The following is a 12,549-nucleotide window of genomic DNA, read 5'->3' on the forward strand; positions in this document are numbered from 1 at the left end:
AAAATGTTAGCAGATTTAATTGGAAAGCAAATTTCCGCTCAAGTAATCGATGAAAACGAACACTATGTCTTTGCCCAAACGGAAGGGTTGACCTTTCGCTTAGCAAAGGCTGAGTTGAAGAAGTTGCCAAAAATGGGGGCAACTATCTCTGGCTTTGCCTATGAAAACGAAGAACATGAGTTACAGTTGACAAAAATACTCCCTAAGAGTGGCATAGGACGTTATGCCTGGGGCAAGGTGGTCAAGGTCAATAAGAGCCTCGGAGTCTTCGTTGATGTTGGCTTGCCTAACAAGGATGTTGTTTTATCCTTAGATGAATTGCCAACTTTAACCCAGTTATGGCCTAAAGTTGGTGACGAATTAATGGTTGCTTTAAAGGTAGATGTTAAGGGGCGTTTATGGGCAACCTTAGCAACCGAAGAAATGTTTAAGCAGATTAGTCTTAGGGCGACTAAGAAGTTACAGAATCGGGATGTTTCTGCCCGGGTTTACCGCTTAAAATTAGTGGGAACTTATGTAATCACGACTGATTATCAGCTAGGTTTTATCCACCCAAGCGAGCGGGTTGACGAGCCACGCTTAGGCCAAGTGCTCTCTGCAAGGGTGATTGGAGTTAGAGACGATGGCAGTTTAAATCTGTCCCTACGCCCTAGAGCTTATGAGGCAATTTCTGACGACGCCCAAATGATTTTAGCCGCCTTAAGTCATTCACTAGATAATAGCTTGCCGTTTACAGATAAGTCGAGCCCCGCAGAAATTAAGGCTTACTTTGGGATTAGCAAGGGCCAATTTAAGCGGGCCGTCGGTCATTTGATGAAGGCGGGCTTAGTTAAACAAAGTGAGGGTAAGCTACTTTTAAATCAGACTGAAGGTGACATCCATTAACAATTTAGTCGCTGATTATTTGCATTACCTAGTTGTTGAACGGGGGTTAGCGGCTAACAGTGTTGCTAGTTATCAAAATGACCTTAAGAAGTTTAGTGCTTTTTTAGCTGAGCAAAAGGTGGAGTTAACCGCAATCGATAAGAAGGTGGTTTTAGACTTCTTAGAAGCGCAGACTAAGGCGAAACTAGCTAATGCTAGCATCTTACGCCTAGTGACGAGTTTGCGCAAATTTTTCCAGTATCTGGTTGAAGAAGGTAAAGTAGAGGTTGATCCGATGCTATTAATTGACACCCCTAAGAAAAAGGTAAGCTTACCGGAGGTTTTATCGCCTAAAGAAGTAGAAGCCCTCTTAAAGACACCCAAGACTGGGGAGGCTTTAGGGTTACGTGACCGGGCTATTTTAGAGGTAATGTACGCAACTGGCTTACGGGTTAGCGAGCTGGTTAATTTAAAATTGGCTGATTTACACCTAGAATTAGGGATTATTCAGACGATTGGTAAGGGCCAAAAGGAGCGCTTAGTTCCTATCGGTGACGTGGCTTCTAAGTGGGTCAAGTTATATTTAAAGCAGAGTCGGCCTAAATTAGTTAAGCAAAAACGCAATCCCTATCTATTTGTTAACTTCCATGGTAACCAATTAACCCGCCAAGGGATTTGGAAAAACCTTAAGGCCCTGGTTAAGCAGGCTGGAATTGAAAAAAACGTGACGCCGCATACCTTACGCCACTCCTTTGCAACCCACATCTTAGAAAATGGGGCTGACCTCCGGATTGTTCAAGAGCTTTTGGGTCATGCTGATATTTCTACCACCCAACTTTACACGCACTTGTCTAAAAAACGACTTAGTGCAGTTTACAAGCAGAATCATCCCCGGGCTTAAGTTGTGCTTCAAGTTAAAGTGTGTTATCTTTTAGAAGAATGTAAATTATTTTTAGGGGGGCTTTTATGCTCTATAAATATAAAGATAGTTATAAAAAAATTGCAATGGGACTGCTGTCATTCATCCCTGATTTAAAGGACATCTCTCACCTGCAAACAGAGTTAGATTGGTATCAAAAAGATGCTAGTCGCTTTTTATACCTCTGGAAAAATGAAAATGGTGATTTTTCGGGCGTGGTCGGCTTTGAATTAGTCAATAAGCAAGTCATCGTCCGCCATATTGCCCTTTCGCCGGCTGAACGTAATGAAGGGGTTACTTATAAAATCCTAGACGAGTTGGCGACCCTTTACCCTGAAGCTAAGATGATGGGCAGCTTGGAGATTGCCGCAATTATTACGAAGTGGGAACAAAGAAAAGATGGCGAATGAAAGTGAACAAACGAAGTTAACCTTCAAATTAGCTAGCTTTGAAGGGCCACTGGACTTATTGCTTCATTTGATCAAGCAAAACGAGATGGATATTTATGACATTCCGATGGTGACTATTACCTCGCAATACCTAGCGTACCTGCACCAAATGCAAACCCTGGAGCTAGACATTGCCGGTGAGTATTTAGTAATGGCTGCTACCTTATTAAACATCAAAAGTAAGATGCTCTTGCCTAACCAACCAGTTGAGGTGGAAGCAGATTACGAGGATCCACGGGAAGATTTAGTCCAGCAATTAGTTTTACACCAAACCTTCCAGTTAGCAGCTGAAAAGCTAAAGGACTTTGCGACCGAACGGCAAAAAAGTGTTGGCCGTGAGCAAGCTCAGGTTCCGTCAGATGCTAAGTTAGGGCAATTAAAGGCGGGGGCGACTACAGTTGCAAACTTGCAACAGGCCTTTGCCCGCCTCTTGGCTAAGAAGCAATTAGTTAAACCAGTTAAGCGTCAAGTCTACCAGGAACGCTATAACCTTAAGGATACCTTGGTGGTCTTAAAGCAAAAAATTCGGCAGGCTAAGGCCCCAATCTACTTCGACAGTCTATTTGCGGACCAAACTGATTTAGAGCAAGTGGTGACGACTTTTTTAGCCCTCTTAGAGTTAGTTAAGCAAGGAACAGTCGTTGCTAAGCAAGAAGTAACTTTGGGGCCAATCTTAATGATAAGTGGGGAAAAAGATGCTTTCTAATCAAGCTAAAATTGAAAGTTTACTCTTTGTCAGTGGGACAGAGGGGATTAGTTTAAGTGAGTTATCCCAGTTGACGGGACTATTAAAGCCAGCAATCGTGGAACAGTTAGGTAAACTACAAGCCAAGTATCAGGCAGATAAAACTTGTAGTTTTGAATTACTTAAGGCAGACGAGCGCTACCGCTTGGCGACTAAGAAGGGCTTTGCTAGTTTAGTGAAACGTTACTTTGAATCGCCAACCATGACCGAGTTATCGGGGGCGGCCTTAGAGACCTTGGCAATCATCGCCTACAAGCAACCGGTAACGCGGTTAGACATTGATGAAATCCGGGGGGTTCAGTCCAGCGGGATGCTGCAAAAACTCCTCTTATTAGGGTTGATTGAAGAGGGGGGTCGCTTAGAGCTTCCGGGGCGGCCGATTGTTTATAAAACAACCGAGGCCTTTTTAGACTACTTTGGGTTAGAATCACTGGCCGCTCTGCCAGCCCTTCCTAAGGTAGAAGATGAGGAGACCCGCACAGATGGAACTGACTTTTTAGAATTATTCCAACAAACTTTAAATAAGGATGAAGGTGAACAGTAGTGGCAGAACGGTTACAAAAAGTAATGGCTAACGCCGGGGTAGCTTCACGCCGGGCCAGTGAGAAATTAATCTTGGCTGGTAAGGTAATGGTCAACGGCCAGGTAGTTACTGAGTTAGGTACCAAGGTAACAGGAGCCGACGTTATTTTAGTCAACGGTCAAGCGATTGATCAAGAAAAAAAGGCTTACTATCTCTTTTATAAACCCCGCGGAGTCATTTCCGCAGTGAGTGATGATAAGGGGCGGAAAGTAGTTACTGATTATTTTGAAGAGATTCCTGAGCGCTTATATCCAGTGGGCCGCTTAGATTATGATACTTCCGGCTTACTGCTTATGACCAATGACGGTCAGTTAGCTAACGCCTTGATGCACCCGCGCTTTAAGGTGGATAAGGTCTATGTGGCTAAAGTTAAGGGCTTGGTTCAATCTGAAGATTTAAAGCGCCTGCGGCAAGGGCTAGTAGTAGATGGTAAAAAGACGGCTAAAGCTAAGGCCAAGCTCTTAAAACAGGATAAAGCTAAGGAAATTTCCTTAGTGCAATTAACTATCCACGAAGGTCGTTATCACCAGGTTAAAAAAATGTTTGAAGCCCTAGGCTACAGGGTTAACAAGTTAAAGCGGGAACGTTACGCTTTCTTGGATTTAAGCGGGCTAACTTCAGGGGACTACCGCAAGCTGACGGCTGCAGAGGTCAAAGGATTAAAGCAGTTAGTGCAAGGATAATTACTTATCAAAAGTTAGTAAAAATACTTGCGGTTCATAACTAGCTATGCTAGAATATAGGTGTTAAAAATTAATGGTTTATCTTCAGGGCAGGGTGAAAATCCCGACCGGCGGTAAAAGTCCGCGACCCTTGTTTAAGGTTGATTCGGTGCAATTCCGAAACCGACAGTGATAGTCTGGATGGAAGAAGATAGTATTTTATTTAAGTAAAGACTAGCTGAAACCACTTGCCCTAACTAGGTGTAAGTGGTTTCTTCTTTTACTTAGGTGAAAACTGGAAGCATGAAGATAATCCGCTAGGGAGGATTCTTTTATGAACCATTTTTCAACGAAAAAGTATGTCTTAGTTGCATGCTTAGCCGCAATTTCTTATTTGTTAATGTTCTTTTCCTTTGCCATTATTCCAATGGTACCGTGGATGAAGATTGATTTTGCCGACGTGCCAATCTTAGTAGGTTTCTTCACCTTAGGACCAGCCGGTGGTAGCCTGGTAGCCGTTGTGCGCTCCTTACTTTACCTTTTAGTAGAAGGAGTTTCTGTGGCAAGTCTTATCGGGGTTTCCACTAACCTCTTAGCTAGCTTTGCTTTTTGCTTACCGCTTTACTTTACCCTAAGAAAGCAAGAGACTAAGTTTGTTGCTTACGTCAAAGCAATTAGTTTAGCTACGGTCAGTTTGACTTTCTTCTTATCACTAGCTAATTGGTTAGTTATTACCCCGCTATACATTGCGGTCTTAGGTCTTAAAATAAATGTGCCACTAGCAACTATGGTCTTGGCTGGGGTCGTACCTTTCAACCTAATTAAGGGGGCCTTAGTGGGTACCATCTTTTCGTTAGTCTATGCTAAGCTTCACGCTTGGTTAGGTCAAAAAGCTAGTCAGTTAAGTCATTAAAATCAAAGCAGTGCTTGCCTTTAGGCGGGCACTTTTTTAATGGGTAAATTTTGGTTGAGAATCTGAGCAAAAGCTAAAAAATTTGGTTAGGATTTTTTGATTATAGACAAATCCTGTCTAGCTTTTGATTTATCTTTTAGTCAGGAAGTAAAATTTATAATCAAAACTAATAAAAATGCAAAGACTAATTATGGTGGATAATCTTTAGCTAAATTGTGTAAAATATCCTTGGAGGTGGTTATATGGCTTCGTTTGTTGCTGAAGTAAACAATGATTTCTCACCAGATATTGACAAAAATGAAAACGTGCTCAAGGACGTTTGGGAGCAGTACGAAAATGTAATCGTCCAGAGTCTAATTACATCTTTTGGCTTGGATTTTATTCAAGACCAACATGGGGGAGATGTTGATACTATCCATAATGTTAGACAAATAGGCAAAGACCCCAAGATGCACTACAAAAATGCTCAAAATGCAGCGGATTATGCTAATCGGGGGGCGTACGATTCAAGAAAGTATCACCAAGATCCACGTTATATCACTATCAATAGAAAGATGAGTGAAAACAAGAAGAACGGCACCCTAACAGATGCGTATACAGGTAAGGGGGTGGCCCGTAATGCCAAGATGGATTTAGACCATGTTATTTCTGCTAAAGAGATTCATGACGATCCAGGGCGCATCTTAGCTGGAGCAAAGGGAACGGACCTTGCAAATACTAAAGATAACCTCAAGCCTACGGATAGGAGCATCAATCGCTCCATGCAAGCTAAGGATAAAGAAGAATACTTGCAAACTTGGGCGGAGAAAGGTCCCCAAAGGCAGGCTAGGATTAATGAATTACAAGCCAAATCTTCTCTATCCGATAAAGAACGCAAGGAATTGAATAAACTAGAGAAGCAAGAAGAAATTAATCCGAATAAGGTGCGGGCTGAAGAACAACACGCAAGAAAAGCCTATGATAGACAAGTTGCATTGGATTATTATACGAGTTCAAAATTTTTAACGGCTACAGTTAAAGGTGCCGGTAGTCTCGGTGCAAAAATGGGGCTGCGTCAGGCAGCAGGATTGGTACTTTATGAAGTATGGGCTGCGGCTAAAGCAGAACTGCAATCGCTGGCACCTGGCAAAAACTTAAAAGAGATGTTGGAAGCAGTTGCTAATGGAATTAAAAAGGGGGTTACAAACGCCAAGGAAAAGTACCGGGAAATCCTGGCTAAATTTGGCGAAGGTTTCTTAGCGGGGGCCTTGTCAAGCCTGACAACCACTATCTGTAATATCTTTTTTACCACGGCCAAAAATGTTGTTAAGTCGATTCGGCAAATTTATGCATCGGTTGTGCAAGCAGGAAAGGTCTTATTATTCAATCCCGATAACCTTGAGCTAGGAGAGCGGATAAAAACTGCGACAGTAATTTTAGCTACGGGGGCGAGTGTCCTTGTCGGGTCAGCCGTTGGTGAATTAATTGCTACGACGCCTATAGCTGCTACTCCAATAGGACCAACTGTGATTACATTTTGTTCATCATTAGTAAGTGGACTGCTTTCCTGCACGCTACTTATTTTCTTGGACAGGAGCGATTTTATCAATAAACTGATAGATAAATTTTACCTGGGGCTTCAAGGAGTAGTAGCTGATTATAAAGTAGCTGCCGATGCCTTTGAAGAATTGGCCGCCAAATTGAGCCAGATTGATATTGCCAGCTTCCGGGCTGAGACGGCAAAATACCAGCAACTAGCTTTAAAGATTGAAACTGCCAAGTCAGAAGCAGAACTTAACACAATCTTGCTTGCTGCTTACGAGACCTTTGACATTAAAATTCCTTGGAAAGGTGATTTTGACAGCTTTATGGGCGATCGGTCAAATCATTTGGTATTTGAATGATGTTTAAATGTAGTTCTTGTGGCGAGTGTTGTCGCAATCTTGATAAATCGCCCTTATATAAGGATTTAGATAGAGGGGATGGCACTTGTAAATATCTGGTAGGAAATAAGTGTTCCATTTATGATGAACGTCCCTTGTTTTGCAGGGTTGACAAGTGTTATGAGCTTTTTTTTAAGGATCTTTACACCAAAGAAGAATATTATGAGATGAATTATAAGGTATGTAGGCAATTACAAGCCAAGGCATTAAAAAATAAAAAACAGGGAGGAAATTAAGATGCCATTACCACTTATTATTGGCGGGTTAGCCGCCGTTGCGGGTGTTGCTAGAATTCGTTCAGGGGGGATTACGGCAGGATTAGCCCCTGGAATTTATGGTGGTATTAAAATGAAGGAAGCAAATGACACCATGAATCTTGCTAAGCAAAAGCATGAACAAGCCATTAACCGCTGTGAAGAACAGAACAAGGAAACAACAGCCTTGATGGACTCCATTGTTAAACGTGAATTGAAAATAAGGGCTAGCTTTGAAACTTTTTCGAATATAATTGAACAGATTCAAGACCGGCCTGATTTTAAGAATATGAAATTTGGGCGGATAGATCTCCCACAATTTCAAGCCGATGAGTTAAGGGAAATCTCGAGTGGAGTAGCTATGGTATGTAGTGGGATAGCACTTGAATCTATCCTTTTAGGAGGTACTGGTCTAGCTGTCGGAAGCGTTATTTTAAGCATAACCGGTTCAAGGTTATCCAAACAAGCTGATGAAGCTTATAGGCAGGCTTTAAGGACTGAAGAAAAGGTCGAAGAAATCGTTGGTTATCTTAAAGAGTTAACTACTGTGGCCAAAAACTTTGAGCGAGCCTTAATGGAAGTTGAAACTCAATATAGAAGACGGTTGGATAGGTTGGATGAAATTGTTAATTATTATGGAAAGAAAAATTGGAACGATTTCACTAGAGATGAGAAGGAAACGATAGAAAATACCGTTTTGCTTGTAGGAATACTGTATAAAATGCTTAAGACTAAGTTAAAGATTGAAAATCATGCTGAGGATGGTATCGATATTGTAAATAAATACGAAGTACGTTCCGTTGTTTTAAAAGCAGATCAAGTTTTGGACAAAGTTCGGGCTGAGTTCTAGTAAAAGTTAAGTATCTAGGAGGAATGGTTAATGTTTTTAGGAAAGTTATCTGGAAAAGAAAAAGAAGCTTTTATTAGTTTAAGTGTTCATGCGTCAAAGTCAAATGATGTCTTTGCCCAAGAAGAAAAAATGATGATTCATGAATACTGTAAGGAAATGGACATTCCTACTTGGAATGAAGAAGACATCCTTTCAATTGATGAAATTGTTGCGGTGTTTAAGAGCTCGGAGCTACCTATTAAAAAGATTGTTCTATTAGAAACACTCGGGCTACTATATTCAGATGGGACTGTTGATGGAACCGAAAAGGAATTTATCAAGGAATACGCAGAAAAAATTGGCTTAACGGAAGATATTATTGAAAAACAAACAGTTGCAATCAAAGAATATCTAGATGCTCTAAAGAAAGTTACTGAAGCTATCGCATAGTTTAAAAGCTAAATAAAAAACGAGGTTGGAAAAATTTTTTCCAGCCTCGTTTTTTGCTAGTCTTCATAATTAGCCAGCATCCTTTGAATGGTGGCTTTCATCTTGTCACGAAACTCAGGTGGACTAACGATGGTCACCATGTCTTTTTGACTCAAAAACCACATTAAGGCCCCAGTATCATAAGTGGTTACTTCCAGTAAGAAGGTTTGCTCGTCAATTTTTTTAATGGTTTTTGAGATGGGAAACTTGTCCAAAGCAGCTTCCACAATCCCGGTGTATTTAAATTGGACAGTAATTGGTGTACCGGGATACATGAGCTGAATCTTCTTTTTTTCGTCCCCTAAGTCAAAAGGAATTCGCTGATCGTCAGGAATCTTTTGGTCAGAATACTTCCAATTTAAAATTCGGTCTAACCGGTAGATGATGTTCTTTTTAAATTGGGGGTTGTAGGACACGATATAAAAATAATAATCCGAAAAGGTCAAGGCCACCGGGGCGATGGTGCGAGTAATATACTTATGCCTTTGGGTGAGGTATTCAATTGTGATAGTTTCTTTTTGCAAGATTAACTTGGAAAAAAGTATAGATTGCCGCCAAAAGTTGCTTGTCCTTAAGGTGTTTTTGTTCAACGTAGCTAGCCAGTTCACTGCGGATGATGGGTTTGATGTCTTTTTGGTCTTGGGGGGTAAGTAAGGCCACTAAGGAAGCGACTAAAGGTTCTAACTCCTTTTTCGCTAGGCTGCGGCTTGCTAGTAAGACCTTGATTAAGACCAAGCACTGGGCCTTACTTAAGCCAAGGCCATTGCTATTTAGGTAATAGTTATGTTCTTTGGCGTCATATTCTAGGTTATACTTATTAAAATAGTCGCTTAAAAAATTTCGGATACTAGCAAAGTCTCGTTGGGCGGTGCGGGCGTCAATTTTAAACTTATCTTGGTGGTCCTTTTTAGCCAGGCGCTCCCCCGAAGCTAAAAGCCGGTAGAGATAAAGCTGTCTAGTAGCAGCGTTTGCTTTTTCGATAGTTATCAGTCCTTTCAATAAAGTCACTTTTATTTTAAGGACTCTAGTTAGCTGTGTCCACTAAATTAAGCAGAAAAGTTGCTAACAGGTCAAATAATGTCTAATCTTAGCAACTACTTGCATAGTTACTGGGTAAATGCAATGAAAATGATCATAGATAAACACCTAGCTTTAGATTGTCTTGGTATAGACAACTACCTGAAAGTGAGGTTTTTTTATGAAAACACTAGTAGCCCTCTGTCCATACGTGGCTTATAGAAACGAACAACTTTTAAAAGACTGTGTCTTAATCTCCTATAGCTTCACCAACCTGGGTTACCAAGTTAAACTAGTCACAGCTAAAAAAGAGGAGCTCACCTACTTAAAATACCTCCCCAAACTTGAGGTTGACTACGCTCCCTTGTTACCACGTGAGCAATGGGCTGACTACCTGGTCGATTATCTTAAAAATTATCAAGGCAAAATTGACCGGCTCTTTTGCTTTGGGCTTTATCCCGACTATGGGAAGGCGATTAACTATTTTAAACAACACTTTGATGGTCAGGTAATTTTAAAACTTGATGCTAATCCATACTGGATGGATATTATTAACTACCAAGAGTCACCTCAACAAGATATGATTAAGGCTTGTGACCTAATTAGCTGTGAGGGGCGGACGATGCAAAGTTATCTGGCTAAGAAGTGGAAGCGGCCGATTGACTTGATTAGAAATGGTTTTCCAATTAAAACATTTAACCTGGAGCTTAGCTTTGACATAAAAGAAAATATCATCTTAAACGTGGTCCGCCAAGATGAAAATAAAAATACGAAGGTATTAGTTTCAACCTTTGCTAAACTAGCAGCTAGTTTTAGTCGGTAGCTATGATTCTAACTTTGAGTTCTTGGTAAAGTCTTACCAGCACAAAAATCCCCACTTAAAAAACAAATCCAGTTAGTCGGTCCAGTTGCCGATAAAGCTAAACTAGAAAACTACTATGCTAGAGCCAAAGTTTTTGCGCTGAGTTCTTATTCAGAAGGCAGTCCCAATGTCATCGGCGAAGCGTTACGCAATGGTTGTTACATCATCACGTCTAAAATTTCTGTTTGCAAGATACTTTTGCTAAGGGTGCAGGGGCTAGTTTTGATCACGGCGATTTGGCAGCCTTCGAAGCTAACATGCGTCAGGTAATGTCAGAGCCCCAATTAAGTCAGTGTGCCTTTGAGTTAAACCGAGCCTACGCCTTAGCCGAACTCCCTTACGAAAAACAAGTCTTACACCTAGAAAGTTTATTGAAAGTTAGGGGGCAAATCAATGGAAAATAATTTAGACATTTATCGCTTTGAATATTTTAGCAAATCTTACTCCCCCTTGGGACGGATAGGACAAGAGAAGTTGAGAAAACAAGTCATGCATAACCTAGTCATTCAGCTAAGTAATCCAGCCGAGCTATCCTTTGCTAAGAAGCTCATCGACCAATATTTTAGCTACCTGCGTTTATCGGCTCAACCGCAAATCATTGTTTCAAATAGCACTAAGTATGATGAGCTTTTAAGCCAAATCGCCCATATTTTTAATAAACGCAACCTCTTTTTCCACCTGGCTGCTGATTCCACCCAAGTCATTTCTACTAATGACGACAAGACCCACAACCTCTTACCCGAGCAGTTTGTCATTCTAGGCGATTTACCTTACATTTCTTGTGTAATTTTCGGGCCGGCATTTACTGTCAGCGACCAAGACTTAACTAGCCTGTTGACCAAACTTAACCGGGATGGGCACTTTTTTAGCATCGCAGAAAACACTTTGTCAATTAAGCGTTTAGGCTAAGCAAAAAGTATCCTGGGTAGCAGTGAACAAGCTCAAGCGCTTGAGGCTGATTTTAAGGCCGGACTAAGTGAGCTAGCCAGCTTGGAGCCAGAAGCTAAGCTAGCAGCCATTCTGACCTTAGAAGCTGATTATTTCCGCCAAAGCGACTACCTCAATAAGGCCGAACATGATTTGATTGTCGAAATTAACCAGGTGAAAAACCAGACTCTTAGCGACCTAACTCAAGAAGTTGGGCTTGACGTCTAGGGTAGCAAAGTTAGGAATGTTAAAATTCAAATTTAAAACAAAGGCGGTGGTTTGATGGACCCAGAAGTTATTGGAGCAATAATTGGTGCATTTGCTACATTAGGTGGAGTCATACTGGCCTTTTATTTGACAAATAGATTAACATTAAATGACAGCATGGATTCTAAGTCTGGTTGGCGTAAGGAACTCATGGATATTGCTTCTAAAGATGAAATCACTCTAGCAGATATTTACAGGATTAGAGCATCTGTGAGGTACTATCCTTACGAATATTGTGAAACAAATAAGCTCTCATTTCGTTGGATGAGTAGTCTAATAATTAATTTGTGTGATAGGTATTTTGTTGAGGTTTATAAGGATAAAAAAGCTGGCACTAATAACGGTGGACAGAATATTATAATTATTCAATCTGCTATAAATAGCAGTAGGCAATTTCGTCGACGTCTGACAAATTCTACAGTAGCTGTCTTACCGGAAAACGATGAAATCGTCCGCATTATTTGCCGTTACCTTCTGAAATATCACTGGGAAGCTCGGTAGAAAATGAGAATTTTCAGAAGGGAACGCGACCTAATGAACATTGATGATGAGCCTAGTGAGGAAGTAGCGCGAACAATTCAATTAATATTAGAGCAGGTGGATAAAATTAACAGCAGTAGTCCCCAAAATATTTTTCAAATATCCGCTGCCAATCAACTTAAGGATATTTTGAATACAGCTTTCAAAAAAGCTAACAATTATAACAAGAAGATATCTTTCAAAATGATAATTAAAGCAATAACTAGTTTTAAGGGTTTAATTGATGTCCCTACCTTATTGGTGCTATTTTTGTTAACTGAAACTTGAAAGCATGAAATAGTGGATACTTCCCGCTACTTCATGCTTT

19 protein-coding genes and 1 riboswitch are annotated in these 12,549 nt (G+C 40.8%); of the genes, 17 read left to right on the forward strand and 2 right to left on the reverse strand.

The features are described from left to right. The first annotated feature begins 3 nt into the window (after nucleotides 1-3). From FC14_RS04260 to FC14_RS04310, 10 genes are all read left to right on the forward strand, one after another. Entirely contained in the window at nucleotides 4-885 is an 882-nt protein-coding gene (locus tag FC14_RS04260; protein ID WP_056976611.1) for a CvfB family protein, read from the forward strand. Further along, a complete protein-coding gene (gene xerD, locus FC14_RS04265; protein WP_056976623.1) occupies nucleotides 881-1,765 on the forward strand; it encodes a site-specific tyrosine recombinase XerD in 885 nt (294 codons plus the stop codon). Before FC14_RS04260 ends, xerD begins: the two co-directional genes overlap by 5 nt. 65 nt (nucleotides 1,766-1,830) lie before the next feature. Beyond that, nucleotides 1,831-2,193, forward strand: a complete 363-nt coding sequence (locus tag FC14_RS04270; RefSeq protein ID WP_050612237.1) for a RibT protein — start codon at nucleotides 1,831-1,833, stop codon at nucleotides 2,191-2,193. Continuing rightward, nucleotides 2,183-2,938 (forward strand): segregation and condensation protein A, encoded by a 756-nt coding sequence (locus FC14_RS04275; RefSeq protein ID WP_056976612.1) that lies wholly within the window; start codon nucleotides 2,183-2,185, stop codon nucleotides 2,936-2,938. Before FC14_RS04270 ends, FC14_RS04275 begins: the two co-directional genes overlap by 11 nt. Further along, nucleotides 2,928-3,521, forward strand: a complete 594-nt coding sequence (gene scpB, locus FC14_RS04280) for an SMC-Scp complex subunit ScpB (RefSeq protein ID WP_050612235.1) — start codon at nucleotides 2,928-2,930, stop codon at nucleotides 3,519-3,521. The genes FC14_RS04275 and scpB overlap by 11 nt, the downstream gene beginning before the upstream one ends. Beyond that, nucleotides 3,521-4,243 carry a pseudouridine synthase gene (locus tag FC14_RS04285; protein WP_056976613.1) on the forward strand — a complete coding sequence of 241 codons (723 nt, stop codon included), beginning with the start codon at nucleotides 3,521-3,523 and terminating at the stop codon, nucleotides 4,241-4,243. The genes scpB and FC14_RS04285 overlap by 1 nt, the downstream gene beginning before the upstream one ends. 76 nt (nucleotides 4,244-4,319) lie before the next feature. Next, a riboswitch (FMN riboswitch) is annotated at nucleotides 4,320-4,439 on the forward strand. Between the two features lie 117 nt (nucleotides 4,440-4,556). Then, a complete protein-coding gene (locus FC14_RS04290; protein ID WP_056976614.1) occupies nucleotides 4,557-5,135 on the forward strand; it encodes an ECF transporter S component in 579 nt (192 codons plus the stop codon). A gap of 242 nt (nucleotides 5,136-5,377) precedes the next feature. After that, on the forward strand, nucleotides 5,378-7,018 hold the full coding sequence (locus FC14_RS04295) for a hypothetical protein (protein ID WP_056976615.1): 1,641 nt from the start codon (nucleotides 5,378-5,380) through the stop codon (nucleotides 7,016-7,018). Between the two features lie 276 nt (nucleotides 7,019-7,294). Continuing rightward, on the forward strand, nucleotides 7,295-8,161 hold the full coding sequence (locus FC14_RS04305; protein ID WP_056976616.1) for a hypothetical protein: 867 nt from the start codon (nucleotides 7,295-7,297) through the stop codon (nucleotides 8,159-8,161). A gap of 30 nt (nucleotides 8,162-8,191) precedes the next feature. Then, complete coding sequence (locus FC14_RS04310) at nucleotides 8,192-8,590, forward strand: hypothetical protein (RefSeq protein WP_056976617.1); 399 nt, start codon at nucleotides 8,192-8,194, stop codon at nucleotides 8,588-8,590. A 56-nt stretch (nucleotides 8,591-8,646) separates the two neighbouring features. Here the strand turns inward: FC14_RS04310 and FC14_RS10865 are convergent, their stop codons facing one another. Continuing rightward, a complete protein-coding gene (locus FC14_RS10865; RefSeq protein ID WP_235804500.1) occupies nucleotides 8,647-9,153 on the reverse strand; it encodes a WYL domain-containing protein in 507 nt (168 codons plus the stop codon). Then, nucleotides 9,128-9,628 carry a hypothetical protein gene (locus tag FC14_RS10870; RefSeq protein ID WP_235804501.1) on the reverse strand — a complete coding sequence of 167 codons (501 nt, stop codon included), beginning with the start codon at nucleotides 9,626-9,628 and terminating at the stop codon, nucleotides 9,128-9,130. The genes FC14_RS10865 and FC14_RS10870 overlap by 26 nt, the downstream gene beginning before the upstream one ends. Nucleotides 9,629-9,827: 199 nt before the next feature. On the opposite strand from FC14_RS10870, the gene FC14_RS04320 reads away from it, so the two are divergent. The 7 genes from FC14_RS04320 (at nucleotide 9,828) to FC14_RS04340 (ending at nucleotide 12,509) form a co-directional block, all read left to right on the forward strand. Beyond that, on the forward strand, nucleotides 9,828-10,469 hold the full coding sequence (locus FC14_RS04320; RefSeq protein ID WP_056976618.1) for a nitrogenase component 1 family protein: 642 nt from the start codon (nucleotides 9,828-9,830) through the stop codon (nucleotides 10,467-10,469). A gap of 66 nt (nucleotides 10,470-10,535) precedes the next feature. Continuing rightward, complete coding sequence (locus FC14_RS11125) at nucleotides 10,536-10,778, forward strand: glycosyltransferase (protein ID WP_082618680.1); 243 nt, start codon at nucleotides 10,536-10,538, stop codon at nucleotides 10,776-10,778. Next, a complete protein-coding gene (locus FC14_RS04325) occupies nucleotides 10,694-10,912 on the forward strand; it encodes a hypothetical protein (RefSeq protein ID WP_056976619.1) in 219 nt (72 codons plus the stop codon). Before FC14_RS11125 ends, FC14_RS04325 begins: the two co-directional genes overlap by 85 nt. After that, nucleotides 10,902-11,417 (forward strand): hypothetical protein, encoded by a 516-nt coding sequence (locus tag FC14_RS04330; RefSeq protein ID WP_056976620.1) that lies wholly within the window; start codon nucleotides 10,902-10,904, stop codon nucleotides 11,415-11,417. The genes FC14_RS04325 and FC14_RS04330 overlap by 11 nt, the downstream gene beginning before the upstream one ends. Nucleotides 11,418-11,498: 81 nt before the next feature. Next, nucleotides 11,499-11,663 (forward strand): hypothetical protein, encoded by a 165-nt coding sequence (locus tag FC14_RS10525; RefSeq protein ID WP_156655737.1) that lies wholly within the window; start codon nucleotides 11,499-11,501, stop codon nucleotides 11,661-11,663. Between the two features lie 54 nt (nucleotides 11,664-11,717). Then, a complete protein-coding gene (locus FC14_RS04335; protein ID WP_056976621.1) occupies nucleotides 11,718-12,203 on the forward strand; it encodes a hypothetical protein in 486 nt (161 codons plus the stop codon). Nucleotides 12,204-12,236: 33 nt separating this feature from the next. Then, entirely contained in the window at nucleotides 12,237-12,509 is a 273-nt protein-coding gene (locus FC14_RS04340) for a hypothetical protein (protein ID WP_156655738.1), read from the forward strand. Nucleotides 12,510-12,549: the final 40 nt, after the last annotated feature.

This window comes from Ligilactobacillus agilis DSM 20509 (assembly GCF_001436215.1).
GTDB lineage: Bacteria > Bacillota > Bacilli > Lactobacillales > Lactobacillaceae > Ligilactobacillus > Ligilactobacillus agilis.

What these genes read in the sequence shown, in the direction of transcription:
- FC14_RS04340 (WP_156655738.1), top strand. Translation starts at nt 12,237, where the DNA reads ATGAACATTGATGATGAGCCTAGTGAGGAAGTAGCGCGAACAATTCAA.
- FC14_RS04270 (WP_050612237.1), top strand. Translation starts at nt 1,831, where the DNA reads ATGCTCTATAAATATAAAGATAGTTATAAAAAAATTGCAATGGGACTG.
- FC14_RS04305 (WP_056976616.1), top strand. Translation starts at nt 7,295, where the DNA reads ATGCCATTACCACTTATTATTGGCGGGTTAGCCGCCGTTGCGGGTGTT.
- FC14_RS04260 (WP_056976611.1), top strand. Translation starts at nt 4, where the DNA reads ATGTTAGCAGATTTAATTGGAAAGCAAATTTCCGCTCAAGTAATCGAT.
- FC14_RS04310 (WP_056976617.1), top strand. Translation starts at nt 8,192, where the DNA reads ATGTTTTTAGGAAAGTTATCTGGAAAAGAAAAAGAAGCTTTTATTAGT.
- scpB (WP_050612235.1), top strand. Translation starts at nt 2,928, where the DNA reads ATGCTTTCTAATCAAGCTAAAATTGAAAGTTTACTCTTTGTCAGTGGG.
- FC14_RS04275 (WP_056976612.1), top strand. Translation starts at nt 2,183, where the DNA reads ATGGCGAATGAAAGTGAACAAACGAAGTTAACCTTCAAATTAGCTAGC.
- FC14_RS04330 (WP_056976620.1), top strand. Translation starts at nt 10,902, where the DNA reads ATGGAAAATAATTTAGACATTTATCGCTTTGAATATTTTAGCAAATCT.
- FC14_RS04290 (WP_056976614.1), top strand. Translation starts at nt 4,557, where the DNA reads ATGAACCATTTTTCAACGAAAAAGTATGTCTTAGTTGCATGCTTAGCC.
- FC14_RS04320 (WP_056976618.1), top strand. Translation starts at nt 9,828, where the DNA reads ATGAAAACACTAGTAGCCCTCTGTCCATACGTGGCTTATAGAAACGAA.
- FC14_RS04295 (WP_056976615.1), top strand. Translation starts at nt 5,378, where the DNA reads ATGGCTTCGTTTGTTGCTGAAGTAAACAATGATTTCTCACCAGATATT.
- FC14_RS04335 (WP_056976621.1), top strand. Translation starts at nt 11,718, where the DNA reads ATGGACCCAGAAGTTATTGGAGCAATAATTGGTGCATTTGCTACATTA.